The 24,740-nt window shown below is 66.9% G+C and carries 21 protein-coding genes; 20 read left to right on the top strand and 1 reads right to left on the bottom strand.

The window, feature by feature from the left end; translation table 11 throughout:
• Positions 1 to 17 precede the first annotated feature (17 nt).
• The 20 genes from paaB (at position 18) to AC1DN9_RS16595 (ending at position 24,076) form a co-directional block, all read left to right on the top strand.
• Positions 18 to 344: a 1,2-phenylacetyl-CoA epoxidase subunit PaaB gene (gene paaB / locus AC1DN9_RS16500; RefSeq protein WP_478102004.1), complete on the top strand. Its 327-nt coding sequence runs from the start codon at positions 18 to 20 to the stop codon at positions 342 to 344.
• Positions 345 to 354: 10 nt separating this feature from the next.
• A complete protein-coding gene (gene paaC, locus AC1DN9_RS16505) occupies positions 355 to 1,128 on the top strand; it encodes a 1,2-phenylacetyl-CoA epoxidase subunit PaaC (protein WP_478102006.1) in 774 nt (257 codons plus the stop codon).
• Positions 1,125 to 1,646, top strand: coding sequence for a 1,2-phenylacetyl-CoA epoxidase subunit PaaD (paaD, locus tag AC1DN9_RS16510; protein WP_478102008.1), 522 nt, complete (start codon positions 1,125 to 1,127; stop codon positions 1,644 to 1,646). Before paaC ends, paaD begins: the two co-directional genes overlap by 4 nt.
• Before the next feature lie 120 nt (positions 1,647 to 1,766).
• Positions 1,767 to 2,852, top strand: a complete 1,086-nt coding sequence (paaE, locus tag AC1DN9_RS16515; RefSeq protein WP_478102009.1) for a 1,2-phenylacetyl-CoA epoxidase subunit PaaE — start codon at positions 1,767 to 1,769, stop codon at positions 2,850 to 2,852.
• Positions 2,853 to 2,884: 32 nt separating this feature from the next.
• Positions 2,885 to 3,508, top strand: coding sequence for a TetR/AcrR family transcriptional regulator (locus AC1DN9_RS16520; RefSeq protein WP_478102011.1), 624 nt, complete (start codon positions 2,885 to 2,887; stop codon positions 3,506 to 3,508).
• A 64-nt stretch (positions 3,509 to 3,572) separates the two neighbouring features.
• Positions 3,573 to 4,727: an ABC transporter substrate-binding protein gene (locus tag AC1DN9_RS16525; protein WP_478102058.1), complete on the top strand. Its 1,155-nt coding sequence runs from the start codon at positions 3,573 to 3,575 to the stop codon at positions 4,725 to 4,727.
• Between the two features lie 153 nt (positions 4,728 to 4,880).
• On the top strand, positions 4,881 to 5,909 hold the full coding sequence (locus AC1DN9_RS16530) for a branched-chain amino acid ABC transporter permease (protein ID WP_478102012.1): 1,029 nt from the start codon (positions 4,881 to 4,883) through the stop codon (positions 5,907 to 5,909).
• Entirely contained in the window at positions 5,906 to 7,732 is a 1,827-nt protein-coding gene (locus tag AC1DN9_RS16535) for a branched-chain amino acid ABC transporter ATP-binding protein/permease (RefSeq protein WP_478102014.1), read from the top strand. The genes AC1DN9_RS16530 and AC1DN9_RS16535 overlap by 4 nt, the downstream gene beginning before the upstream one ends.
• Positions 7,729 to 8,472: an ABC transporter ATP-binding protein gene (locus AC1DN9_RS16540; RefSeq protein ID WP_478102016.1), complete on the top strand. Its 744-nt coding sequence runs from the start codon at positions 7,729 to 7,731 to the stop codon at positions 8,470 to 8,472. The genes AC1DN9_RS16535 and AC1DN9_RS16540 overlap by 4 nt, the downstream gene beginning before the upstream one ends.
• A 12-nt stretch (positions 8,473 to 8,484) precedes the next feature.
• A complete protein-coding gene (paaZ, locus tag AC1DN9_RS16545; protein ID WP_478102018.1) occupies positions 8,485 to 10,530 on the top strand; it encodes a phenylacetic acid degradation bifunctional protein PaaZ in 2,046 nt (681 codons plus the stop codon).
• A gap of 124 nt (positions 10,531 to 10,654) precedes the next feature.
• Positions 10,655 to 11,923: a formylglycine-generating enzyme family protein gene (locus AC1DN9_RS16550; RefSeq protein ID WP_478102020.1), complete on the top strand. Its 1,269-nt coding sequence runs from the start codon at positions 10,655 to 10,657 to the stop codon at positions 11,921 to 11,923.
• Positions 11,913 to 12,944, top strand: coding sequence for an HAD family hydrolase (locus tag AC1DN9_RS16555; protein ID WP_478102022.1), 1,032 nt, complete (start codon positions 11,913 to 11,915; stop codon positions 12,942 to 12,944). The genes AC1DN9_RS16550 and AC1DN9_RS16555 overlap by 11 nt, the downstream gene beginning before the upstream one ends.
• A gap of 148 nt (positions 12,945 to 13,092) precedes the next feature.
• Positions 13,093 to 14,796: an arylsulfatase gene (locus tag AC1DN9_RS16560; protein WP_478102023.1), complete on the top strand. Its 1,704-nt coding sequence runs from the start codon at positions 13,093 to 13,095 to the stop codon at positions 14,794 to 14,796.
• Positions 14,797 to 14,839: 43 nt separating this feature from the next.
• Positions 14,840 to 17,416, top strand: a complete 2,577-nt coding sequence (locus AC1DN9_RS16565) for a fused MFS/spermidine synthase (protein ID WP_478102025.1) — start codon at positions 14,840 to 14,842, stop codon at positions 17,414 to 17,416.
• Between the two features lie 58 nt (positions 17,417 to 17,474).
• The gene (locus AC1DN9_RS16570) at positions 17,475 to 18,464 is read left to right on the top strand and encodes an AAA family ATPase (protein ID WP_478102027.1); all 990 of its coding nucleotides are present in this window, start codon (positions 17,475 to 17,477) and stop codon (positions 18,462 to 18,464) included.
• A gap of 16 nt (positions 18,465 to 18,480) precedes the next feature.
• Positions 18,481 to 19,503, top strand: a complete 1,023-nt coding sequence (locus tag AC1DN9_RS16575) for a DUF58 domain-containing protein (RefSeq protein WP_478102029.1) — start codon at positions 18,481 to 18,483, stop codon at positions 19,501 to 19,503.
• Positions 19,503 to 20,030 (top strand): DUF4381 domain-containing protein, encoded by a 528-nt coding sequence (locus AC1DN9_RS16580; RefSeq protein WP_478102031.1) that lies wholly within the window; start codon positions 19,503 to 19,505, stop codon positions 20,028 to 20,030. Before AC1DN9_RS16575 ends, AC1DN9_RS16580 begins: the two co-directional genes overlap by 1 nt.
• Positions 20,017 to 21,042, top strand: a complete 1,026-nt coding sequence (locus AC1DN9_RS16585) for a vWA domain-containing protein (protein ID WP_478102033.1) — start codon at positions 20,017 to 20,019, stop codon at positions 21,040 to 21,042. Before AC1DN9_RS16580 ends, AC1DN9_RS16585 begins: the two co-directional genes overlap by 14 nt.
• Positions 21,042 to 22,691 (top strand): VWA domain-containing protein, encoded by a 1,650-nt coding sequence (locus AC1DN9_RS16590; protein WP_478102035.1) that lies wholly within the window; start codon positions 21,042 to 21,044, stop codon positions 22,689 to 22,691. Before AC1DN9_RS16585 ends, AC1DN9_RS16590 begins: the two co-directional genes overlap by 1 nt.
• A complete protein-coding gene (locus AC1DN9_RS16595) occupies positions 22,688 to 24,076 on the top strand; it encodes a BatD family protein (protein ID WP_478102037.1) in 1,389 nt (462 codons plus the stop codon). The genes AC1DN9_RS16590 and AC1DN9_RS16595 overlap by 4 nt, the downstream gene beginning before the upstream one ends.
• A gap of 12 nt (positions 24,077 to 24,088) precedes the next feature.
• Here the strand turns inward: AC1DN9_RS16595 and AC1DN9_RS16600 are convergent, their stop codons facing one another.
• A complete protein-coding gene (locus AC1DN9_RS16600) occupies positions 24,089 to 24,724 on the bottom strand; it encodes a lipid-binding SYLF domain-containing protein (protein WP_478102039.1) in 636 nt (211 codons plus the stop codon).
• Between the last annotated feature and the right edge of the window lie 16 nt (positions 24,725 to 24,740).

The following is a 24,740-nucleotide window of genomic DNA, read 5'->3' on the forward strand; positions in this document are numbered from 1 at the left end:
GACCAAGGAACACGATCATGAGCAGCAATTCCAATCCAACGCCCACTGCCTCGACCGCCACCGCCACCGAATGGCCCCTGTGGGAAGTCTTCGTGCGCAGCAAGTCCGGCCTCGACCACAAGCACTGCGGCAGCCTGCATGCCGCCGACCCGAAGATGGCCATCCAGATGGCCCGCGATGTCTACACGCGCCGCCAGGAAGGCACCAGCGTGTGGGTCGTGCGCTCCGACCAGATCGTCGCGAGCGACCCGGGTGACAAGGAGATGTACTTCGATCCGATGGAAGACAAGGTCTATCGCCATCCCACCTTCTACCAGCTCCCCGGCTCGGTAGACCATATGTGAGGCCGACGTGATGCAAGGCTCCATCGCCCTCGATCTCCAGCCGACGGTGCAGTACCTGCTGCGCATCGGCGACACCTGCCTGATCCATGCCCAACGCATCGCCGAGTGGTCGGGGCACGCGCCGATCCTCGAAGAAGACATCGCCATGTCGAACATGGCGCTGGACCTCATCGGCCAGGCCCGTGCCGTGCTGACGCTGGCCGGCCAAATGGAAGGCCGCGGGCACGACGAAGACCAGCTCGCCTTCCTGCGCGACGAGAAGGATTTCCGCAACCTCACGCTGGTGGAGCTGCCGCGTGGCGACTTCGCCTTCACCGTCATGCGCAACGTGATGATCGCGACGTTGATGAAGCTGCTGTGGGAGCGCCTGCATGACTCCAGCAACGCCGAACTCGCGGCCATCGCCGGCAAGGCGGTCAAGGAAGCGCGCTACCACCAGCAGCACGCGGCCGACTGGGTCGTGCGCCTGGGCGACGGCACGGACGAATCGCGACAGCGCATCGAGAAGGCGTTGAACGAGCTGTGGCTCTACATGCCGGAGCTCTTCGAGTCGGACGCCGTCGATGACGCCGCGCACGCTGCCGGCATCGGACCGCGCTGGGCCGACCTACAGGGGCCGTGGCTTGCCGACATGGACGCCATCCTCGAAGAAGCGACGCTCACGCGGCCCGACGAAGCCGCCTTCCGCAGCACCGGCAAGCGCGGCGTGCACAGCGAGCACATGGGCTACATCCTGGCCGAGATGCAGCACCTGCAGCGCGCGTTTCCTGGAGGTGTGTGGTGAACGCATCGCCAGCTTCCGTCGCCACGCGCTGCGAGCAGGCGTGGGACGTGCTCGGCACGGTGCTCGATCCCGAGGTGCCCGCGCTGTCGGTGCGCGACCTCGGCATCGTGCGCGACGTGGTCGAGCGCGACGACAGGCTGGAAGTCGTGCTGACGCCGACCTATTCGGGCTGCCCGGCCACCGAGGTCATCGAGCACGACGTGCTCGCGGCCATCGAGAAAGCCGGCCTCGGCCCGGCCTACGTCACCCTGCAACGCGCACCGGCGTGGACCACCGACTGGATCAGCGCCGAAGGCCGCCGCAAGCTCTTCGAGTACGGCATCGCACCTCCGGGCCCCGCAGCACCGGATGGCGCCGTGCCCATCCGCATCTTCGGCCGCAAGGCGGATGCGGTTGTCTGCCCGCGCTGCGGCAGCAAGACCACCGAGCGCCTGTCCGCGTTCGGTTCCACGGCCTGCAAGGCGATGTACCGCTGCATCTCGTGCCGTGAACCTTTCGAGCACTTCAAGCCCATATGAAGCACACACCCAGGTTTGCCCACTTCGTGTGGCCGCCCACCCCCTTGCAGGGGGCAATACCAGCGGCCCGGCGAAGCCGGTTCCGTGGTATTTCGAGAACGAGATAGTGGAGCACTTGCAATGAGCATCATCTTTCATCCCCTGCGCGTGCGCGCGGTCGAGCCCGACACCGAAGAAGCGGTGATCGTCTCTTTCGACGTCCCGACAGATCTGCGCGACGTCTTCGGCTTCACCCAGGGCCAGTACCTCACCTTGCGCAAGGACATCGACGGCCAGGACCTGCGCCGCTCGTACTCCATCTGCGCGGGCGTCGACGACGGCGAGTTGCGGGTGGGCGTGCGCAAGGTCAAGGGCGGCACCTTCTCGAACTGGATCAACGAGCAACTCCAGCCCGGCGACACCATCAACGTGATGGCGCCGCAAGGCCGCTTCTTCGTGCCGATCGAGCCGCAATCGCGGCGCCAGCATGTGGGCATCGTCGGCGGCAGCGGCATCACGCCGATCCTGTCGATCATGAAGACCGTGCTCGCGCGCGAACCGCACTCGCGCTTCACGCTGATCTACGGCAACCGCAAGCTGCAGTCGACCATGTTCAAGGAAGAGCTGGAAGACCTCAAGAACCGCTACATGACGCGGCTGGTGCTGCACCATGTGTTCTCGGGCGAACCGACGGACGCGCCGCTGAACATGGGTCGCATGAACCGCGAGAAGCTCGGCGAGTTCCTGTCGACCGTGGTGCCGGCCGGCAGCATCGACCACGCCTATATCTGCGGTCCCTTCCAGATGAACGACGAGGCCGAAGCGGCGCTGCTCGCGGCCGGCGTGCCCGAAGAGCGCATCCACATCGAGCGCTTCGGCGTCGCGGCGCCCGAAGGTGCGCCGGTGGGCGCGGTGATCCACGAGGCTCGCCCCGGCGATGCCGAGCTGGCGAAGGTCGTCATCATCCGCGACGGATTGCAGCGCGAGATCGAGTTCCGCAAGGACCAGCCGAGCATTCTTGACTGCGCGTCGGCGGCGGGCCTCGAAGTGCCGTTTTCATGCACCTCGGGCGTGTGCGGCACGTGTCGCGCCAAACTCGTCGAAGGCCAGGTCCGGATGGAGCGAAACTTCGCGCTCGACAAGAACGAGGTCGCTGCCGGCTTCGTGCTGACCTGCCAGGCCCATCCGCGGACCGAGCGCGTGGTCTTGTCGTTCGACGAGCGCTAGACGCTCAATACAAGAACGCAAGAAGGAACCCCATGGCCCGAGGACGCTCACCCGGATACGACGATCAGCGCGAAATGATCCTGGATCATGCCGCGCAGCTCTTCGCGAACCGGGGTTATCCCGCGACCTCGATGAACCAGGTGGCGGAAGCCTGCGGCTTTTCGAAGGCGCTGCTCTATCACTACTACCGCGACAAATACAGCCTGCTCGTCAGCATCGCGGAGAACCACGTCTCCCGCCTCGAAGACCTCGTGACCGACGTCGAGCAGCAGGGCCTCGCGCCTGAAGCGCACTTGCGCGAGCTCATCCGGCGCTTCGTCGAGGAATATGCAGGCGCCCGGCATGCGCACCGCGTGCTCACCGAAGACGTCAAGTTCATGGAGCCGGATGACCGCGAGCGCGTGCTGGGCACCCAGCGCACCGTCGTCGCCGGCTTCGCCCGCGCCGTCATCGCACTGCGCCCCGACTTGCGCAAGAGCAAGCTCGCCAAGCCGCTGACAATGCTGCTGTTCGGAATGATCAACTGGATGTTCATCTGGATGCGGCCCGACGGCGAGCTCGACTATGACGCGATGGCGCCGGTAGTAGCAGACCTCTTCCTCGGCGGGCTGCCTGGTGTCAGACTGCCGCGGCCCGTCGCCAAGGTAGACGCCTGAATCGACCGGACTTCAACCCTTTCTTAATTTTTCCAACCAGCAAAACGGAGACAACCGCATGAGCATGAAACACCTCAAACCCCTCGCCGTGATCGCGGCGCTGATGGCATCGGCGTTCGCCTACGCCGACATCAACGTCGGCGTCACCGTGTCGGCGACGGGGCCGGCCGCATCGCTCGGCATTCCCGAGAAGAACACGATCGCGCTGATGCCCAAGACCATCGGCGGCCAGAAGATCAACTACATCGTGCTCGACGATGCCAGCGACACCACGGCGGCGGTGAACAACACGCGCAAGCTGATCTCCGAGAACAAGGTCGACGTGATCCTCGGCTCGACCACCACGCCGAACTCGCTGGCGATGGTCGACGTCGCCGCCGAAAGCCAGACGCCGATGATCTCGATGGCCGCCTCGGCGCGCATCATCGAGCCGATGGACGCCAAGAAGCGCTGGGTGTTCAAGACGCCGCAGAACGACATCATGATGTCGCTCGCGATCGCTGAGCACATGGCCGCCAACGGCGTGAAGACGGTAGGCTTCATCGGCTTCTCGGACGCCTACGGCGAAGGCTGGTACCAGGAGTTTTCCAAGGCCGCCGACCTGAAGAAGATCAAGATCGTCGCCAACGAACGTTACGCGCGCACCGACACCTCTGTCACCGGCCAGACGCTGAAGCTCATGTCGGCCAAGCCGGATGCGGTGCTTGTTGCCGGTTCCGGCACGCCGGCCGCGCTGCCGCAGAAGAGCCTGAAAGAGCGCGGCTATGCCGGCAAGCTCTACCAGACGCACGGCGTGGCGAATGCCGACTTCCTGCGCGTGGGTGGCAAGGACGTCGAAGGCACCTTCCTGCCTGCCGGCCCGGTGCTCGTCGCGGAGCAGTTGCCTGCCGCCAATCCGGTGAAGAAGTCGGCGCTGGCTTACGTGTCGGCTTATGAAGCCGCGTACGGCAAGGGTTCGGTCTCGACCTTCGGCGCGCACGCCTGGGACACGGGCCTGCTCATGGCGGCCGCGGTGCCGGTCGCGCTCAAGAAGGCGCAGCCCGGCACGCCGGAATTCCGCGCGGCGCTGCGTGACGCACTGGAGCAGGTCAAGGAACTGCCCGGTGCACACGGCGTGTTCAACATGACGGCCAACGACCACCTCGGGCTGGACCAGCGCGCACGCGTGATGGTCAAGATCGAGAACGGCGCCTGGAAATACATCCCTCCCGCGCCGTAACAAGATGAGCCAGTTCCGCGGTATTTCTGAAACGTGTCCGGCACCCTGGACCTTCAGTGCGGGAGCTGCCGCGGAACCGGCTTTGCCGGGCCGCTGGCGGCGCCCCCTTGAGGGGGGTGGCGGCCACACGAAGTGGGCAAGCCTGGGGGCGTAATGGATATTCAAATTGCCCTGTTGTTGGGGCAGGACGGCATCGTCAATGGCGCGGTCTACGGACTGATGGCCTTGGCACTGGTGCTGGTGTTTTCCGTCACCCGGGTGATCTTCATCCCGCAGGGCGAACTCGTGGCTTTCGGCGCGTTGTCGATGGCCGCACTCAATGCCGGTCGCACGCCGGCCACGCTGTGGCTGCTGCTGGCGCTGGCGGTCGCGACCCTCGTCGTCGAAGCCTGGCGCTGGAAGCGCGGCGCCACGGTCGATTGGAAGGCCACGGCGGTTTGGACGATCGGCTTTCCCGCGCTGGCTTGCTTGCTCGTGCTGGGTGTGCATCCGTCGTCGTTGGGCATGCAGGCCGCCACCGCGTTGGTGCTCATCACGCCGCTGGGGCCGCTGCTGTACCGGCTCGCCTATCGACCGCTGGCCGATGCCACGGTCCTGATTCTGCTGATCGTCTCGGTCGCCCTGCACGGCGTGCTGGTCGGTCTCGGCTTGCTGTTCTTCGGCGCCGAAGGATCGCGCACGCCAGCGTTTTCGGAGGCTCAGTTCGACCTCGGCGGCGTCGCGATCAGCGGCCAGTCGATGGTGGTGGTGGGCGTCGCGCTCGTGCTCGTGTTGCTGATGTTCGTGTTCTTCGAGCGCTCCATCGTCGGCAAGGCCCTGCGTGCCACCGCGATGAATCGCGTCGGCGCGCGTCTCATGGGCATTCCGACGGATCTGTCGGGCGACCTGAGCTTCGCGCTTGCGGCTTTGATCGGCGCCGTCTCGGGCCTGCTCATCGCGCCGTTGACGACTGTCTATTACGACACCGGTTTTCTGATCGGCCTCAAGGGCTTCGTCGCGGCCATCGTCGGCGGGCTCGGGAGCTACCCGATCGCGCTGCTCGGAGCACTGCTGGTGGGACAACTCGAAGCCTTCTCATCGTTCTGGGCCAGTGCATTCAAAGAGGTTCTCGTGTTCACGCTGATCATTCCGGTGTTGTGGTGGCGCTCGCTTCATAGCCGTCACGTGGAGGACGAGGAATGACGCGGCGATACCTCACATTGCTGTGCATCGCCGCGCTGGCGCTCAGTTGGGCCTGGCTGCCCGAGTTCACCGTCACGCTGTTCAGCTACATCGGTCTCTATTCGATGGTCGCGGCCGGCCTCGTCATGCTCACCGGCATCGGTGGCATGACCTCTTTCGGGCAGGCGGCCTTCGTCGCCGTCGGCGCGTATGCCACTGCGTGGGTCTGCACGTCGCCGGCTGCTGCCGCGGCGCTGGGCGGCATGGTTGCTCCGGGCGCGCTACCGTGGGTCGGGCTGGTGCTCGGCCTCGTGCTCACCTTCGCCATCGCATGGGGGCTGGGCGCAATCACGCTGAAGCTCTCCGGCCACTATCTTCCTCTGTGCACGATCGCATGGGGGCTGAGTCTCTACTTCCTGTTCGGCAACCTCGAGTTCCTCGGCGGGCAGACCGGCATCACCGGCGTCCCGGCGCTCACGGTGGCGGGCTTCTCGCTCGCATCGCCGCGCGCGCTGGGGCCGTTGATCTGGGCGGTACTGCTGCTGGCGCTGTGGGCGCTGCACAACCTGCTCGATTCGCGCGAAGGGCGCGCCATCCGCTCGCTCAAGTCCGGCCGCGTCATGGCCGAGTCGATGGGCGTCGACACGGCGCGCTACCGCGTCAAGGTGTTCGTGCTCGCTGCGCTGCTGGCGGCGTTGTCGGGCTGGCTCTATGCGCACATGCAGCGTTTCGTCAACCCGACGCCTTTCAATCTCAACATCGGCATCGAATATCTCTTCATGGCGGTGGTCGGCGGCGCGGGGCACCTGTGGGGCGCCGTGCTCGGCGCGACGCTCATCACGCTGGTCAAGGAGCAGTTGCAGGACATCCTGCCGAAGCTGCTCGGCGCCAGCGGCAATTTCGAGGTGATCGTCTTCGGCCTCTTGATGCTCTTCGTGCTCCAACGCTTTGCCGAAGGCCTCTGGCCGACGCTGGCGCGCGTGTCCGGACGCTTCCTGAAGCCGAATCCCGTGCCGGTGCCCAGGACGACCGCCGCGCTCGCCAGTCGGACGCTGCCGCCGGCAGGCAAGCTGCTGCTCGAAGCCGACAAGGTCACGAAGCACTTCGGCGGACTCGTCGCCAACAATGCCGTCGCCATGACGCTGAAGGCCGGTGAAGTGCATGCGCTGATCGGCCCCAACGGCGCCGGCAAGAGCACCTTCTTCAACATGATCTCCGGCGTCGACGACCCGAGCGAGGGCGAAGTGCGCCTGATGGGCGATGCGATGAGCGGCAGGCCGTCGCGTGACTTCGCCGCCCGCGGACTGGGTCGCACCTTCCAGCATGTGCGTCTGCTCGGCAATCGCAGCGTGCTGGAGAACGTGGCGCTCGGTGCACACCGGCGCGGACGTCACGGGTGGCTGGCCTCGATGCTGCGGCTGGATCGCGCCGAGGAAGCCGCACTGCTGGCCGAAGCGCGCCGGCAGATCGAGCGCTGCGGGCTTGGCGAGTACGTCGACGTGCCGGCGGCATCGCTGGCGCTGGGCCAGCAGCGCGTGGTCGAGATCGCGCGCGCTCTCGCGGGCCAGCCGGCCGCGTTGCTGCTCGACGAACCGGCAGCCGGCCTTCGCCATCTCGAGAAGCAGGCACTCGCGACCTTGCTTTCCCAGTTGCGCGCCGAAGGCCTGGGCATTCTGGTCGTCGAGCACGACATGGAGTTCGTCATGAATCTGGCCGACCGCATCACGGTGCTGGAGTTCGGCACCGTCATCGCCGAAGGCACGCCCGCCGAAGTGCAATCCAACCCCCGTGTGCTGGACGCCTACCTGGGCGGCAGCGACGAACCGATCCCCATGGCTGCATGATGAACCCGCTCTTCGAACTCCAGGACTTCAGCGTCGCCTACGGCGCGGTCGAAGCGGTGCATGGCATCGCATTGAGCGTCAACGAAGGTGAGATCGTCACCGTCATCGGCCCCAACGGCGCCGGCAAGACGACGCTGCTCTGCGCGGCGATGGGCCTGCTGCGTTCCACCGGCAGCCTTACGCTGGATGGCGAGCGCATCGCGCGGCCCAGCGTCGAGGCGATGGTCGCGCGCGGCGTGGCGCTCGTGCCTGAGCGGCGCGAGCTCTTCGGCGAGATGTCCGTCGAGGACAACCTGCTGCTCGGCGGCTTCTACCGCTGGCGGACCGGCAAGCGCGACCAGCGCGAGCGCATGGATGAAGTCTTCGCGATCTTCCCGCGGCTGAAGGAACGCCGTGTGCAACTTGCCAGCACGCTGTCGGGCGGCGAGCGACAGATGCTCGCCATCGGCCGCGCGCTGATGGCGCGGCCGCGCCTGCTGATGCTCGACGAGCCTTCGCTCGGCCTCGCGCCGCTGATCGTGCGCGAAGTGCTGCACGTGGTGTCTTCGCTGCGTTCGCACGGCGTATCGGTGCTGCTGGTCGAGCAGAACGCGCGCGCCGCCTTGCAAGTGGCCGATCGGGGCTACGTTTTGGAAACCGGCGCAGTCGCGCTGACCGGCCCCGCGCAGGCATTGCTTCATGACCGTCGAATCATCGACACCTACCTCGGCCTCGGCAGCAAGAACGCCGTCTCGGCCTGACCGGAGAATTCCATGACCCAGATCCTTCAAAGCTTCATCGGCGGCCGCTGGCTCGGCCAGCAGGGCGCGCAAGAACTCCGCAGCGCCGTCAACGGGCGCCTCGTGGCGAGCACGCATGCCGAGAGCATCGATTTCGGCGAGGCGCTCGATCACGCGCGCAACGTCGGCTTGCCCAACCTGCTCGCCATGGATTTCCAGCAGCGTGCACAACGCCTGCGCGCGCTCTCGAAGTACCTCGCCGAGCACAAGGAAGAGCTGTACGCGATTTCGGCGCACACCGGCGCCACGCGCGCCGACAGCTGGATCGACATCGAGGGCGGCGCCGGCACGCTCGCCGCCTATGCCGGCATCGGCGGCAACGAACTGCCGTCGGGCAACCTGGTGCACGAAGGCCCGGCCATGCCGCTCGGAAAGAAGGGCGGCTTTGCCGGTACGCACATCCTGGTACCGCGCCGCGGCGTCGCGGTGCATATCAATGCCTTCAACTTCCCGGTGTGGGGCCTTCTCGAAAAATGGGCGCCGAGCTTTCTCGCGGGCATGCCCTGCATCGGTAAGCCGGCCACGTCGACGAGCTACCTGACCGAAGCGCTGGTGCGGCTGATGCACCGCTCGGGCCTGCTGCCGGAGGGCAGCCTTCAACTGGTGATCGGCAGCACCGGCGACCTGCTCGACCGGCTCGACGGCTCCGATGTCGTGACCTTCACCGGCTCCGCCGACACGGCCGCGAAGCTGCGCGTGCATCCGAACATGGTGCGCCAGTCGATCCCCTTCAACGCCGAGGCCGACTCGCTGAACTGCGCGATCCTCGCGCCGGATGTTTCGCCCGACGATGAGGAGTTCGATCTCTTCGTCAAGGAAGTGGCGCGCGAGATGACCGTCAAGTCGGGGCAGAAGTGCACCGCCATCCGTCGCGCGATCGTGCCGCGCCAGCATCTCGACGCAGTGGCGGAGAAGCTGCGCGCGCGGCTGGCGAAGACCGTGGTCGGCGATCCGTCGCTCGAGGACGTGCGCATGGGCGCGCTCGCGTCGCACGCGCAGCAGGCTGACGTTGCCGAGCGTGTGCGCACGCTGATGCAGGGCGCCGAGCTGGTCTACGGCGAACGCGACGGCTTCACGCCGCGTGGCGAAGGCGTGGCCGAGGGCGCGTTCTTCTCTCCCACGCTGCTGCTTTCACGCGACCCGCTGCGGCATGACGCGGTGCACGACGTCGAAGCATTCGGCCCCGTGAGCACGCTCATGCCTTATGAAGGCCTCGATGAAGCACTCGCCCTCGCAGCGCGCGGGCGCGGCAGCCTCGTCGGCACGCTGGTTACCAAGGACCCTGCCACGGCTGCGAAGGCCATCCCTGTGGCCGCCGCGCACCATGGCCGGTTGCTCGTGCTGGACCGCGAAGCCGCCGTCGAGTCGACGGGTCACGGTTCGCCCTTGCCCTTCCTCAAGCACGGCGGCCCCGGCCGCGCGGGCGGCGGCGAAGAGTTGGGCGGCCTGCGCGCGGTCAAGCACTACCTGCAGCGCGCAGCCGTGCAAGGCTCGCCGACCATGCTGGCGGCCGTCACCGGCGAATACATGCGCGGCGCGAAGCTGAACGAATCCGAGGTGCATCCTTTCCGCAAGCACTTCGAAGACCTGCAGATCGGCGATTCGCTGCTCACGCACCGTCGCACGGTGGGCGAGGCCGACATCGTTGCCTTCGGCGGCATCTCGGGCGACTACTTCTACATGCACTTCGACGAAGTGGCCGCGAAGGAAAGCCCCTTCGGCAAGCGCATTGCGCACGGCTACTTCGTGCTGTCGGCCGCTGCGGGGCTCTTCGTTTCGCCGGCGCCGGGGCCCGTGCTCGCCAACTACGGGCTCGACACGCTGCGCTTCGTCAAGCCGGTGGGCATCGGCGACACGATCCGCGCACGGCTGACCTGCAAGCGCAAGATCGATCGGCAGAAGAAGGATGCCAATGGCGTCGGCCAGGGCGTGGTGGCGTGGGATGTGGAGGTGACCAACCAGGACGGTGACCTGGTTGCGAGCTACGACATCCTGACACTGGTCGCCAAGCGCGCCTGACATCGCGCGCAACGGAATGCCCCGTGGTCCCTCGGGGCATCCGGGCTTGCACCTTGGTGCAAGTTGACACTGGGCTGGGTGCGCGCAAGACTCGTCGGCAACGCGGTCACAGGAAAAGCTGGCGATGGGCAAGAACAGGCGCACTTCGCGCAATGCAGCAGTAGATGCTGTCGCGGCTTCTCCGGCGGCAGAGACCGCCTCGACAGGTGACAGCGAGCACCTCGGAGGAGCCGGCAAGAAGGCCGTCCTGCTGCTGCTCGCGGTGATGCTGCCTGCGGCTGCCGGCTACCTCGTGGCCACGAGCTGGTGGAAGAAGGAGGCGAAGGAAGCAAGCACTCCCGAAGCCGTTCATCGCATCGTCGTCGGCGACGGAACGAGCGCGCCCAAGGGCATGGTCTGGGTGCCCGGGGGTAAGTTTCTGATGGGCAGCGACAGCAAGCTCGCCCAGGCCAATGAAAAGCCGGCCCATCCCGCGAGCGTCAAGGGCTTCTGGATGGACCAGCATCACGTGACCAACGCGGAATTCCGTCGCTTCGTCGAAGCCACCGGCTACGTGACGACGGCCGAGCGCAAGCCCGACTGGGACACGATCGCGCCGCAGGTGATGCCCGGCACGCCACGCCCGCCCGACAGCGCGCTGGTGGCCGGTGCGATGGTCTTCACCGGCACACATGACGAAGTGGACTATCGGGACTTCTCGCGCTGGTGGGCCTACGTGCCCGGCGCGGAATGGAAGCATCCGAGGGGCCCGAACAGCAGCATCGATGGCTATGACGACCATCCCGTGGTGCAGGTCAGCTACGAAGATGCGCTCGCCTATGCCAAGTGGGCCGGCAAGCGCCTGCCGACAGAGGCCGAATGGGAATTCGCTGCACGCGGCGGCCTGGAGCAGGCCACGTATGTGTGGGGCAATGATTTCAAACCCGGCGACAAGCAGATGGCCAACGTATGGCAAGGCCAGCAGCCGCAGCCCTTCCCGGTCATCAGCCCGAAAAGCGGCGGTGCGGTGGGCACCAGTCCGGTCGGCACCTTCCCTGCCAACGGCTACGGCTTGCAGGACATGACCGGCAATGCCTGGCAATGGGTTGCCGACTGGTATCGCGCCGACCAGTTCGCGCGCGTTGCGAAGAGCGGCGAGCCGCAGGCCGACCCGCGCGGACCGTCCGACAGCTGGGATCCTTCCGAGCCCGGCGTGCCGGAAGGCGCGCCGAAACGCGTGACGCGCGGAGGTTCCTTCCTGTGCAACGAGGCCTATTGCATGAGCTACCGGCCGAGCGCCCGCAGAGGCACCGATCCCTACACCAGCATGTCGCACCTGGGCTTCAGGCTCGTCATGGACGCGGACCGCTGGAAGCCCGCTGCATCGACCGAAGGAAAGCCAAATGGAAGCTAAGCCCATGCAAGGTTGGACCCGCCGCGCGTTCGGCATCGCAGCCGCCGCGGTCGCGTCGCTGAGCCTGCTGGGCTGCGCCGGCACCGGGCCCATGGCCGGCGATCCGCTCCCGTCGTGGAACGACGGTGCCCCCAGGCAGGCGATCGTGAAATTCGTCGGCGACGTCACGCGCGAGGGCGGCCCGGCCTACGTCCCGCCCGCCGAACGCATCGCGGTCTTCGACAACGACGGCACGTTGTGGAGCGAGCAGCCGCTGTACTTCCAGTTCCTGTTCATGATCGATCAGGTGAAGGCAGCGGCGCCACGGCACCCCGAGTGGCAGAGCAATCCCGCGCTCAAGCCGCTGTTGGCCAACGATCTCAAGGCTCTGGCCGCGGCCGGAGAGAAGCCGCTGCTCGAACTCATGGTCGCGGCCAACAGCGGTATGACGACGGACGAATATGACGCGACGATCCGCAACTGGCTGGCCACCGCGCGTCATCCGAAGTTCAAGCGTCTCTACACAGAGCTTGTCTACCAGCCTCAGTTGGAGCTGTTGGCCTACCTGCGTGCCAACGGCTTCAAGACCTACATCGTCTCGGGCGGCACCATCGAGTTCATGCGACCCTGGGCTCCCAGGGTCTACGGCATCCCACCGGAACAGGTGGTCGGTTCGAGCCAGCTGATCAAGTACGAGCTTCGCGATGGCAAGCCTGCGCTGCTGCGCGAACCCAAGCTGGACTTCATCGACGACGGCCCGGGCAAGCCGGTGGGCATCTACCGCAACATCGGCAGGCGGCCGATCCTTGCCTTCGGCAACTCCGACGGCGACCTGCAGATGCTGCAGTACACGACCGGCGGGCCCGGCGCGCGCCTGGGGCTCATCGTTCACCACGACGACGCGGACCGCGAGTTCGCCTATGACCGCGACTCCAAGATCGGCAAGCTCGACAAGGCGCTCGACGCAGCGCCTGCGAACGGTTGGATCGTCGTCAGCATGAAGCGCGACTGGAAGACGATCTTCCCGCCGCCGCCCAAGTGATTCAGATGCAGGGAACTTTCATTCGAGCCGGGGAAGCATCGAAGAAGAGTAGAGCGCGCGGATGCAGGCGCCTTTCATCGGGTCGGTTCTTTCGAATCTCGGAAGGCGCCGACGAATTCACAGCATTGAGGCGAAAGGAGTGAAGTCCATGACCAGCACATTCCCCGGTGTTCGACGATTCGCGGGGGCCATCCTCGCAGTCGCCGCCCTCGGTTGTTCGTTCGTGCCGATTTCGGTGCAGGCGCAAGCGAAGGCCCAGGCCCAGCCACAAGGGCAAGGGCAGAACCAAAGCGGCGGCAAGAAGCCGAACATCCTCGTGATCTTCGGCGACGACGTCGGTCAGAGCAACATCAGCGCCTTCGGCAACGGCATCGTGGGCTACAGGACGCCCAACATCGACCGAATCGCCAACGAGGGCATGAAGTTCACCGACTACTACGCGGAGAACAGTTGCACCGCGGGCCGCTCCACCTTCATCACGGGCCAGACCGTGTTCCGTACAGGCATGTCGAAAGTCGGCATCCCTGGCGCGCCGGTCGGCATCCAGGATCGAGACGTCACGATCGCCCAAGCCCTCAAGCCGCTCGGCTATGGCACGGCGCAGTTCGGCAAGAACCATCTCGGCGATCAGGATCGCTTCCTGCCGACCAAGCATGGCTTCGATGAATTCTTCGGCAACCTGTATCACCTGAATGCGGAGGAGGAGCCGGAGCGTCCTTTCTGGTTCAAGAACAACCCGAACTTCACCAAGTCGTACAACCCGCGCGGCGTGCTGCGCGCGACGGCGGACGGCAAGATCCAGGACACGGGTCCGATGACCCGCAAGCGCATGGAAACGGTGGACGACGAGACCACCGGCGCGGCGATGGACTACATCAAGAAGCAGGCGCAGGACAAGAAGCCCTTCTTCGTGTGGATGAACTTCACGCGCATGCACCTCTTCACGCACGTGCGGCCGGAGTTCCGTGGCAAGGCAGGGCTCGGCGCCGGGCATGAGTACGCCGACGGCATGTGGGAAATGGACCAGAACGTCGGCAAGTTGCTCAAGACACTCGACGACGCAGGCATCGCGAACGACACGATCGTGGTCTACACCACGGACAACGGGCCGAACTTCTTCAGCTGGCCGGATGCCGCCAACTCGCCATTCCGAAGTGAGAAGGACTCGAACTGGGAAGGCGCCTTCCGCGTGCCGGCGATGGTCCGATGGCCCGGCAAGATCAAGCCGGGCACGGTGAGCAACGGACTCATGTCGGGGCTCGACTGGTTCCCGACGCTGCTGGCGGCCGCGGGGGACAACAACGTCAAGGACCGGTTGCTGAAGGGCGCTTCGCTCGGCGGAAAGAGCTTCAAGGTCCACCTCGACGGCTACAACCAGTTGCCCATGCTGACGGGGCAGACCGACAAGAGTGCGCGCGAGGAGTTCTTCTACTTCAACGATGACGCAGACTTGGTCGCGGTGCGCTTCGACACGGTCCTGCCCAATGCGACGAATCCGACCGCGTTCAAGGTGGTCTTCTGCGAGCAGCGAGCGCCCGGCGGAATGCAGGTATGGAGGGAGCCATTCACCTGCTTGCGAACGCCCAAGTTCTACAACCTGCGGCTGGACCCTTACGAGCGCGGAGATATCGGCCCGACGAGTGGGTACGACCAGATGCAGACTGAAAACGCCTTCGTGATGTTCGAGGGCACCCGGAGGGCGGGCGAATTCCTGCAGACCTTCGTGGATTTCCCGCCGAGCCAGATCCCCGCGAGCTTTACCATCGACCAGACGGAGAGCGCAGTGAAGCGCAAGGTACAGGCCGCAATGGAAAAGCAACAGCAGCAAGCCCAGCAGCCGCAGAAGAAGTGAGCGAATGGCCCGCAGGCGGCGCCGACCGGAAAGTGAACGCCCCATGAGCGCCACTTCCGCATCGGTGCCCGCTGGCAATCCGCCGGTGCACGTGGCTGCCCGCGCCGGCCTGCGTGTGCCGCTCGCGTGTGGGCTCCTGCTGGCCTCGGGCGTCTCGGCGCTGGTGTTCCAGGTGCTGTGGGTCAAGCAGCTCGCGCTGGTCGTCGGCGTCGAGGTGCATGCGGTGGCGCTCGGCGTCGCGGCCTTCTTCGCCGGCCTCGCGCTGGGTGGATGGCTGGCCGGTCCGCGCGCCGATGCGCATGCGCGACCACTGCGGCTCTATGCGGGCATAGAGGCCGGCATCGCGGTGCTGGCCTGCGTCTCGACGCTGGCGCTGGCGCGTTCCGCCGCGCCTTTCGTGTGGCTCGAAGCGCATGTCGGGCCTCTGGCATGGCTGCTTCCCACGCTGCTCGTGATGTTGCCCGCGATGCTCATGGGTGCGACGCTGCCGGTGCTGATGCGCGCGGTCGCGCCGCAGGCTTCGCGGGTCGGGCATACGGGCGGCGGGCTGTATGCGGCGAACACGCTGGGCGCGATCGTCGGTGCATTGCTGAGTTCCTTCGTGTTGATCCCCGTCCTCGGCGTGCGCGGCTCGGCCTTTGCGGCGGCCGCGCTGAATGTCGCTGTCGGGCTGGCGGCGCTGGCGTTGGATCGATCTGCCGTCTCCAAGCCCCCGGCATCCTCCGCGTTTTCGGCCGCCCCGGCGAGGACGCCTGCGCGCGCAACGCCCCACGCGCGACGTGCGCTGTGGCTCTATACCCTCGCAGGCGGTGTGGCGCTCGGCTACGAGGTCGTGTGGTCGCAGGCCATCGTGCAATTCATGAGCACGCGGGCCTTTGCGTTCTCGGTGATGCTCGCGACCTATCTCGCCGGGCTCATGATCGGCAGCGCGCTGTATTCCCGTTGGGCCGACCGGGTTCGTGATCCGTGGACGGCGTTCGGCTTGCTGATCACAGCTGCTGGCCTCATCGCATTGCTGGAGTTCGCGGCGTTGGGCCCGTGGCTGCCGCAATGGCAGTCCTTGGCCGCTTCACCGCTGTCGGGCGAAGGCTCCGAGTTGCTTGCGATGTCGGTGCGCTTTGCTGTCGCCGCGCTGTGTATCGTCTTCATGCCGACAGTCTTGCTCGGTGCGGCTTTTCCGGTGGCACTGCGGCTCGTGGTCGACGCCGGACACGTGGGGCGCGACGTCGGACGGGTGGTTGCGCTCAATACGCTGGGCGGCATCGCCGGCACGCTGCTGACGGGCTTCGTGCTCGTGCCGGTGCTGGGTCTCGTGCGCACGCTGGGGCTGCTCGCGATCGCAGCGTCGGCCATCGGTCTGCTGGCCGTGATGTTCAGCCGCAGGTCGACCGCGTGGGGGCTGGGAGGCGTTGCCGGCATGGCCGCTGTCGCGGCGCTCGTTGCAGTGTTCGCCCCGCCGGACCGGCTGGCCGAATTGCTGACCGGCTCGCGCGGCGGCACGCTGAGCTTCTATGAAGAGAGCAATGGCGGCACGGTGGCCGTGGTGGAACAGCGTGCGGGCAGCCACCGCTTCAAGCGCCTGTACATCCAGGGCGTCTCGAATTCTGGCGACTCGATGACTTCATTGCGCTACATGCGGCTCCAGGCGCTGCTGCCGTTGCTCATTCAGCGGGAGGAGCCGCGCTCGGCGCTGGTCATCGGGCTCGGCACCGGCATCACCGCCGGCGCATTGCTGCGCTATCCGACGCTCGATCAACGCGTGGTGGCGGAGTTGCTGCCGGCGGTCGCGCGTGCCACGCCCCAGTTCAAGGGCAATGAATGGGTCGCCGGCGACGCGCGGGTGGAGGTGCGCCTGCGCGACGGACGCCGCGAGTTGCTCGGCAACGACCAGCGCTACGACCTGATCACGCTGGAGCCGCCGCCCCCTTCCGCAGCGGGTGTGGTCAATCTGTATTCAAGCGACTTCTATGCGCTGGCCGCCGAACGCCTGAAACCGGGCGGCCTCTTCGCACAATGGTTGCCGCTGCCGACCCAGAACGACGAGGACACGCGCTCGCTGGTGCGCAGCTTCCTCGACGTGTTTCCGTATGCGACGTTGTGGACCACCGAGCTGCACGAGATGCTCCTGGTGGGCTCCTTCGAGCCCATCGAGCTCGACGTGCCGCGCATTGCGCAGCGCTTCAAGCAACCCGGCGTTGCATCCGCGTTGCGCGAAGTTGGCATCGCGTCGCCCGCCGCGCTGCTCGCGACGTGGGTGACCGATCGCCAGGGGCTCGAACGCTACGTGGCCGGCGCGCCGCCCGTCACCGACGACCAGCCGCGCATCGAGTACGCGCCCTGGGTGCGCCAGGGCGAGTTCGTACGCGTGTTGCCGCGGCTGCTGGCGCTCGCGAGCCCGCCACCTCTGCACGGCGCCGATCCGGCCTTCGAAGCCATGCTGCTGGACGAAAGAGAGCGCCTGATGCGCTTCTATCAATCAGGCATCCACGCGTATCGCGGCGAACGCGAAGCGTGGGCCGAAGAGATCCAGCGCGTCATGCAAGAGGACGGCGCCAATCCCTACTACCGCTGGTTCGTCGGACCGACGGCCGGCGAGCCTGAAGAAGGAACACGTAGATGAGCGCCGCCCGGCCGCCCGAAGGCGCTCGCACCGCAGTGCGAAGCGCGGAGGTTAGCTTATGAATGCCCGTGACGATGTACTGACGCTAAAGGCGAAGATGGCCGAATCGATCATCGGCCAGGAACGCATGATCGAGCGCCTGTTGCTGGGGCTACTGGCGGATGGCCACCTGCTCGTCGAAGGGTTGCCGGGCCTCGCCAAGACGCGTGCGATCAAGAGCCTCGCGAAGCACCTGGAGGCGAAGTTCTCGCGCATCCAGTTCACGCCCGACCTGCTGCCGGCCGACATCACCGGCTCCGAGATCTACTACAGCGAAGGCGGCAAGGCCGAATTCCGCTTCCAGTCCGGGCCGCTGTTCGCCAACCTGATCCTCGCCGACGAAGTGAACCGTTCGCCGGCCAAGGTGCAGGCAGCGCTGCTGGAGGCGATGGAAGAGCGGCAGGTCACCGTGGGCGGCACCACGCACACGCTGCCGAAGCTGTTCCTCGTGATGGCGACGCAGAACCCGATCGAGCAGGAAGGCACCTATCCGCTGCCCGAAGCGCAGATGGACCGCTTTCTCATGCACGTCAACGTCGGCTACCCGCAGGCAGGTGCGGAAGGGCAGATCGTGAAACTGGCGCGCGAGGAGGAATACGGCGCCACAGGGTCGGCGCCGGGCGCTGTCGCTGCATCTGCGCCGGTCGTGATCGCCGCAGAGACGATCTTTGCCGCGCGCGCCGAGATCCATGGCATCCAGGTCAGCGAGGCGGTGGAGAACTACATCGTCGCGCTCGTCAACGCCACGCGCGAGCCCAAGCCCTTCGACGATCAACTCGCGAGCTGGATCCAGGTGGGCGTGAGCCCGCGCGGCTCGATCGGGCTGGACAAGGTCGCACGTGCGTACGCATGGCTGCAGGGCCGCGCCTTCGTGACGCCGGAGGACGTGCAGGCGGTGGTGCACGAGGTGTTCCGCCATCGGCTGATCCTTTCGTACGAGGCGCATGCAGCGGAGGCCAGCGCCGATGCGGTGATCGACCGGCTGGTGGCCAAGGTCGCGGTGGCCTGATCCGGGAGCGAATCCCATGCGTCTGAAACTGGCCAGTCTCGCGCGCGCCGGGCTGGGCTCGCGCCGGCGGTCCGCCGCGCCGGAGCGCGCTCCCGTCGAGAACCGGCCCGGTGTGCATGTCAGCGCAGCCGAGCTCGCGAAGCTCGAAGCCTCCGCGCGCGACTTCGGCCTGATGCCGCGTCAGCCGGTGCACAGCCTGCTGTCCGGCCGGCATGCGTCGAAGGTGCGCGGGCGGGGCCTGGCCTTCGAGGAGTTGCGGCCCTACGTGTTCGGCGACGACATCCGCAACATGGACTGGCGCGTCACCGCGCGCACCGGCGTCCCGCACGTGCGCGTGTACACCGAAGAGAAGGACCGCCCCGTGCTGCTGTTGGTGGACCAGCGGATGAACATGTTCTTCGGCACCCGGCGCGCGATGAAGTCGGTGGCGGCTGCCGAGGCCGCTGCATTGCTCGCCTGGCGCATGCTGGCCGATGGCGATCGCGTCGGCGCGCTCGTGTTCGGCGACGACGGCATGACGGAACTGCAGCCCCAGCGCAGCCGCGACGCCGTGCTGCACATGCTCGGCGAGATCGCGCGGCGCAACCAGGCCCTGCGCGCCGACGCGCCGGCCCTTCGCGGCTCGGCGCAGTTGAACGAGGCGCTCCTGCATGCCGCGCATCTTGCGCATCACGACCATCTCGTCGTCGTGATCAGCGACTTCGAGGGACGTGACAAGCGAACGCGCGACCTGATGCTGGAGATCAGCGCGCACAACGATCTGCTCGCCGTGCTGGTGCACGATCCTTTTCTCAGCGAGCTGCCGCCCTCGGGCGAGCTGGTCGTGAGCAACGGCGAGCTTCAGGTGGAACTCGGCTTCGGCCGCGATCACATCCGGCGCGGCATCGCTGAATTCGTCGATGTGCAGAGCAAGGAGATGTTCGCGTGGCAGCAGGGCATCGGCGTGCCGGTGCTGCCCTTGTCGGCGGGCGAGGAAACCGCGCCGCAGCTGCGGCACCTGCTCGGCCGGCTGTCGGCGCCGGCGCGGCGGGGGCGGTGATGGCTGCTCCTGCGTCCGGCCTCGAAGCGATCGGTCCATTGGCGGGGCTCGTCGATGTCGACTTGCCGCCCGCCATATCGTGGATGCCGCAGACGCCCGCATGGGCGGTGCTCGGCGTCGTGCTGCTATGGGTGGCCCTGTGGGCCGCGTGGCGCGCGTTGCGCCGGTATCGCGCCAACCGCTACCGGCGCGAGGCGCTGGCCGAGCTGAGCCTGCTCGCGCAACGCATGGGTGCCGACGATGTGCAGCGGGCGCAGGCACTGGCGGCCGTCGCCGCGCTGCTCAAGCGCACCGCGCTGGCCGCATGGCCGCGCGAGACCGTGGCGGCATCGAGCGGCGAGGTCTGGGGGCGCTTCCTCGAACTGCATGTAGGCACGGCGAAGAATGCGGCGCCGTCGCTCGTCCGCTTCGTGAACGACATCGAATACCGCGGCACCGCCGCGCTGGGCAGTCTGTCGAGCGCCGAAGCGCAGGCGCTCGTGCAGGCCTGCAGGGATTGGATCGCAGGCCACCATGTATCAGCTTGAGTATCCCTGGCTGCTTGCGCTGCTGCCCTTGCCGGTGCTGGTGTGGTGGCTGCTCGCGCCATACCGCGAATCCAGCCCCTCGGTGCGCCTGCCCTTCTTCCATGAGGTGGCGAGCGCGGCAGGCCTGCAGCCGGCGGCGGGTGCGGTCGTGCCGCGTCGCAACTGGCTGCAATGGGCGCTGGCGCCGCTCGCGTGGGCGCTGGTCGTCCTCGCATTGGCGCGCCCTCAGTTTGTGGAGCCGCCGATCGAGAAGGTGCAGCCGGCGCGCGATCTGCTGCTCGCGCTCGATCTCTCCCAGTCGATGGAGACGCGCGACTTCAAGCGGCCCGATGGCGCCATGGATACGCGCGTGCATGCCGTCCAGTCAGTCGTTCGCGACTTCGTCGAGCGTCGCAAGGGCGATCGAATCGGCCTGATCGTCTTCGGCGATGCGCCCTACCCGCTGGCGCCGTTCACGATGGACCACGAACTCGTGCGCGCATTGATCGAGGATGTCATTCCGGGCATGGCGGGCCCGCGCACCGCGCTCGGCGACGCACTGGGCCTTGCCATCAAGATGTTCGACGAGAGCAAGGCCCCGCAGAAGGTGCTGATCGTGCTCACCGACGGCAACGACACGGCCAGCAAGATGCCGCCCGCACGCGCTGCCGACATCGCCAAGGACCGCGGCGTGGTCGTGCACACCGTCGGCATCGGCGACCCGGCCGCCACGGGGGAAGAAAAGGTCGACCTGGACGTACTGCGATCGATTGCGGCGGCCACCGGCGGCACCTTCCACTTTGGCGGCGACCAGGCGCAGCTTCAGGAGATCTACGCCACGCTCGACAGGATCACGCCGCAGAACCGGAAGACGCTGTCATGGCGGCCGAGGAATGAGCTCTTCATGTGGCCGCTCGGCCTCGCGGTGTCGCTCGTGCTCCTGTACCACTTCCTCATGGCGGCGTACACCGCGTTACGGCGCGGCGGGCGATGGATGCGCGAAAGACGGGCTGCGCCGGAAGGAAGCGCCTGATGGAAGACTTCCTCACCCAGTTCCATTTCCTGCGCCCTTGGTGGCTCTTGGCGCTTCTGCCCGCCGCCTTGTTGCTGCTGGCGTTCAGCTGGCGCGACGACGTTCGACGGCGCTGGCAAGGGACCATCGCGCCGCACCTGCTCGACGCGCTGGTGGTGGAGCAGTCTCGCGGTTGGCGTCTGCAGCCGCTGCACCTGACTGTGGCGATGCTCGCGCTCGGCGCGGTCGCGCTCGCCGGGCCGACCTGGCGACGTGAACTGCCGCCATTTCTCGAAGACAAGGCGCCGCTCGCGGTGGCCATCGACCTTGGCCGCACCATGGACGCGATCGACGTGAGCCCGACACGGCTGGAGCGCGCCAAGCTCAAGCTGAAGGCGCTGCTCGAACGGCGGGAGGGTGCGCGCACTGCTCTCTATGCCTATGCGGGATCGACGCACCTCGTGCTGCCGTTGACCGAAGACACCAAGCTGCTGGGGACCTTCGTCGATGCCTTGCAGACCCGCATCATGCCGACGCAGGGCAAGGACACGGCGCTGGCGCTCAAGACCATCGCCGCCGCGCTCGACAAGGAAGACACGCCCGGCACCATCCTCTTCATGACCGACGGCGTGGAGCCCTCCGCCATCGCCGCCTTCAAGGCGCAGGTCGATAGCGACGGTGCGCTACCGGTGGTGCTGGGCATCGGCACCGCACAAGGCGGGCCGGTCCGCGACGAGCAGGGCTTCGTCGAAGATGCCGGCGGGCAGCGCCTGTTCGCACGTCTCGACGTCACGGCGCTCGACCGCCTCAAGCGCGAGGCCGATGTTCCGCTGGCCACCGTGACGCCCGACAGCGACGACGATATCCGCTGGGTGCAACGGCATGTTCAGTCGCATCTCGCACAAAAGCAGGCGGAAACGCATGCGCGCTGGAAAGACGAAGGCTGGTGGCTGTGCATTCCGATCGCGCTGCTGAGTGCGCTCTGGTTCCGCAAGGGTTGGACCATCCGCTGGGCCGCTGCGCTTCTGCTTGCGCTGGGGCTGGCCGGGCCGCAGCGAGAGACCTGGGCCGCAGAACCAGCGGCGCCCGCAACCCAGACTCAGACTGAGACGATGGGACGGCGCTTCGTCGACCTGTGGCTCACGCGCGACCAGCAGGGCCGCGTGGCCTTCCAGCGCGGCAACTATGCCGAAGCCGCGGCGCTGTTCGACGATCCGATGTGGCGCGGCATCGCGCTCTATCGCGCCGGGCGCTACGACGATGCAGTGCAGAGCTTCGCGCGCATCGATTCCCCGGAGAGCGACTTCAACCAGGGCAACGCGCTCGCGCAGCAGGGACGGTTCGTGGAGGCTGCGCAACGCTACGAGCAAGCCTTGAAGCGTCGCCCGAAATGGTCCGCCGCAGAAGCCAACCTCGCACTGGTGCGAAAGCTGATTCCGCCGGACGACAAAGACCAGGATCAAGACCAGGAACTGCAACCGAACAAGGGCGACAAGATCCAGTTCGACAAGAAGGGCGGCGAGGGCCAGATGCAGACGATGGTGTCGACCGAGCAATCGGCCGAGATGTGGATGCGCGCCATCCAGACCAGCCCGACCGACCTGCTGGCGCGCGAATTCGAACTGCAGAACGACAGGCGCGCGGCCCCGGCTACGCGGCAAGGCAAATGACGAACGCGCGACGCTGGCTGCTGCCATGTCTCGTCCTGCTGGTGTGCGTGTCGGCGACGCTCGCGCGGGCCGCTTCGCCGTTGGCCCGTGTTCATGTGCTGGGCAAGCAGCCGGCGCTGGTCAACCAGCAGGTCCGCATCGAGGTCGAGATCCTCACACCGAACTACTTCACTTCCGCGCCGCCGTTTCCGGATATCCAGATCCCCGGGGCGATCGTCACGATGCCCGACGAGACCGGGCAGAACGCCGTCGAACAGATCGACGGCCAGACGTACGCGGGCATCCTCAAGACTTACGTCTTCACGGCCCAGCAGTCCGGCGACTTCACACTGCCGCCGCTGGTCGTGAAGTTCACCTACGGCGGCGACGACGGCAAGCCGCGGCAAGGCGAAGTCACGCTGCCGCCGACGCAGATCAGCGTCAGGGCGGCAGAAGGCACGGCCGCGGCTGGCGGCATTCAGGCACCGGTGGCGCGGCTCAGCATCACCCAGAGCTTCGATCGTCCGGTGGAGGGCAAGGACGCCCAACTGGAGGCTGGCGATGCGCTGGTGCGCACGCTCGACACCTTCGCCGAAATGACCCAGGCCATGATGATCCCGCCGCCGAAGATCGAGGCGCCGTCGAACGTCCGGGCGTTCACGGCCGATCCGAAGCTCGACGATGTCACCAGGGACCGCGCCGGCCTTGTCGGCGGACACCGGATCGACCGGGTGACCTACGTCTTCGAGAAGCCCGGCACCTACAAGCTCCCCGCCATCGACATCGACTGGTTCGACGCGAACACGAACAGGCAGGAGAAGGCCGAAGCGCCCGCCGTCACGATCGTGGTCACCGCACGGCGCCACGGCGAAGGCATCGCGCCCGAGGCCGAGGCGGCGTTGGCGGTGGGGGAAAAGTCGACGGACTTCTGGCGCCATGTCGCCTGGGGGAAATGGATCGGCGTCGCGCTCGTGCTGGTGGTGCTTGCCCTCGCAGCAAGCTGGCTCGCATCGCGCCTTCCCGGATGGAAGCGCGCATGGCGGCAGCGCCTGGAAGCGAAGGCGGCGAGCGAGCCGGCGCATTTCGAAGCCGTGGTCGCCGCCTGCCGCAAGAACGATCCCGAGGCGACCTATGCGGCATTGATGACGTGGTCGCGCAGGCATATCGGCAGCGGCGCAGCGGCGTGGAGCGCGCGGATGGGTGATGACGACCTTGCGCGCAGCCTCGGCGCCCTCGAGGCCCGGCTGTTCGGGGGCGCGGTGCCGGGGGACGGCGTGCCATGGCAATCTGAATCGCTCCTGAGTGCACTCCAGCGCGTGCGCACGAAATGGCTGGCGCCGCGCAAGAGCCGCGACCCCGAGCATCGCGCGCTCCCTGCGCTCAATCCGGGCGACGAGCACGCCTGAACGCGCAAGCGCTCAGCGTTGGTTCAACTGCGCATCCGGCAGATAGGCCGCGCCACCCCAGTTCGCCTGCAGCAGGACCCCGCGATCCGTCATGTCGTACATCGTGATGTAGGGGTTGAAGGAGGTCGAGAGGTCGGCCGACGTCGCGGCGCTCGTCCCCAGCTTGACAGTGGCGTCGGCCGACGCCGAGACATCGGCGCCCGCGGTGCGGAACTGGTCCATCACGGCCTTGTTCTTGAAGATCATCACCTGCCGGAAGCTCTTGTAGCCGAGGCCGGGACCGGTTCCCGCTCGCGCCGCCACCATGTAGGTCGGCGTCTGCGTGGCGTTGTCGACGAGCACGCCACGGCCGCGCGCCCCGATCACCAGCAAGACGTTGAGCTGCGACGAATCGAAGACGGCGTAGCCGGCTGCCTTTTTCAGTTCGTCTCGCGCCTGCGGCTTCTCCGCAAACAGGTCCGACAGTGTCTTGTCGCGCATCGCCAAGATTTCCGACCGGCGCTTTTGCGCTTCCTCGGGTGGAAGCGGCGCGGCGCTTTCCTGCGCGGTCCCCGATGTGGAGGACGTCGTCGTCGGGGAGCTGCTGCAGGCGGCCAGCAGCAAGGCGAGCAGCGCTGCTGCGCTCGAAGGCCGGGCAATGGGAATCATCGGGACATCTCCTCCG

The sequence above is a fragment of the Variovorax sp. 05L425 genome (genome assembly GCF_056397705.1).

Bases quoted from the DNA above. Each gene is read 5' to 3' on its own strand.
- AC1DN9_RS16585 (WP_478102033.1), top strand. From the start codon at position 20,017: ATGTATCAGCTTGAGTATCCCTGGCTGCTTGCGCTGCTGCCCTTGCCG.
- AC1DN9_RS16525 (WP_478102058.1), top strand. From the start codon at position 3,573: ATGAAACACCTCAAACCCCTCGCCGTGATCGCGGCGCTGATGGCATCG.
- paaZ (WP_478102018.1), top strand. From the start codon at position 8,485: ATGACCCAGATCCTTCAAAGCTTCATCGGCGGCCGCTGGCTCGGCCAG.
- paaB (WP_478102004.1), top strand. From the start codon at position 18: ATGAGCAGCAATTCCAATCCAACGCCCACTGCCTCGACCGCCACCGCC.
- AC1DN9_RS16560 (WP_478102023.1), top strand. From the start codon at position 13,093: ATGACCAGCACATTCCCCGGTGTTCGACGATTCGCGGGGGCCATCCTC.
- AC1DN9_RS16530 (WP_478102012.1), top strand. From the start codon at position 4,881: ATGGATATTCAAATTGCCCTGTTGTTGGGGCAGGACGGCATCGTCAAT.
- AC1DN9_RS16600 (WP_478102039.1), bottom strand. From the start codon at position 24,724: ATGATTCCCATTGCCCGGCCTTCGAGCGCAGCAGCGCTGCTCGCCTTG.
- AC1DN9_RS16565 (WP_478102025.1), top strand. From the start codon at position 14,840: ATGAGCGCCACTTCCGCATCGGTGCCCGCTGGCAATCCGCCGGTGCAC.
- AC1DN9_RS16535 (WP_478102014.1), top strand. From the start codon at position 5,906: ATGACGCGGCGATACCTCACATTGCTGTGCATCGCCGCGCTGGCGCTC.
- AC1DN9_RS16550 (WP_478102020.1), top strand. From the start codon at position 10,655: ATGGGCAAGAACAGGCGCACTTCGCGCAATGCAGCAGTAGATGCTGTC.
- AC1DN9_RS16590 (WP_478102035.1), top strand. From the start codon at position 21,042: ATGGAAGACTTCCTCACCCAGTTCCATTTCCTGCGCCCTTGGTGGCTC.
- AC1DN9_RS16575 (WP_478102029.1), top strand. From the start codon at position 18,481: ATGCGTCTGAAACTGGCCAGTCTCGCGCGCGCCGGGCTGGGCTCGCGC.
- AC1DN9_RS16595 (WP_478102037.1), top strand. From the start codon at position 22,688: ATGACGAACGCGCGACGCTGGCTGCTGCCATGTCTCGTCCTGCTGGTG.
- AC1DN9_RS16520 (WP_478102011.1), top strand. From the start codon at position 2,885: ATGGCCCGAGGACGCTCACCCGGATACGACGATCAGCGCGAAATGATC.
- AC1DN9_RS16570 (WP_478102027.1), top strand. From the start codon at position 17,475: ATGAATGCCCGTGACGATGTACTGACGCTAAAGGCGAAGATGGCCGAA.
- paaE (WP_478102009.1), top strand. From the start codon at position 1,767: ATGAGCATCATCTTTCATCCCCTGCGCGTGCGCGCGGTCGAGCCCGAC.
- AC1DN9_RS16555 (WP_478102022.1), top strand. From the start codon at position 11,913: ATGGAAGCTAAGCCCATGCAAGGTTGGACCCGCCGCGCGTTCGGCATC.
- AC1DN9_RS16540 (WP_478102016.1), top strand. From the start codon at position 7,729: ATGATGAACCCGCTCTTCGAACTCCAGGACTTCAGCGTCGCCTACGGC.
- paaC (WP_478102006.1), top strand. From the start codon at position 355: ATGCAAGGCTCCATCGCCCTCGATCTCCAGCCGACGGTGCAGTACCTG.
- AC1DN9_RS16580 (WP_478102031.1), top strand. From the start codon at position 19,503: ATGGCTGCTCCTGCGTCCGGCCTCGAAGCGATCGGTCCATTGGCGGGG.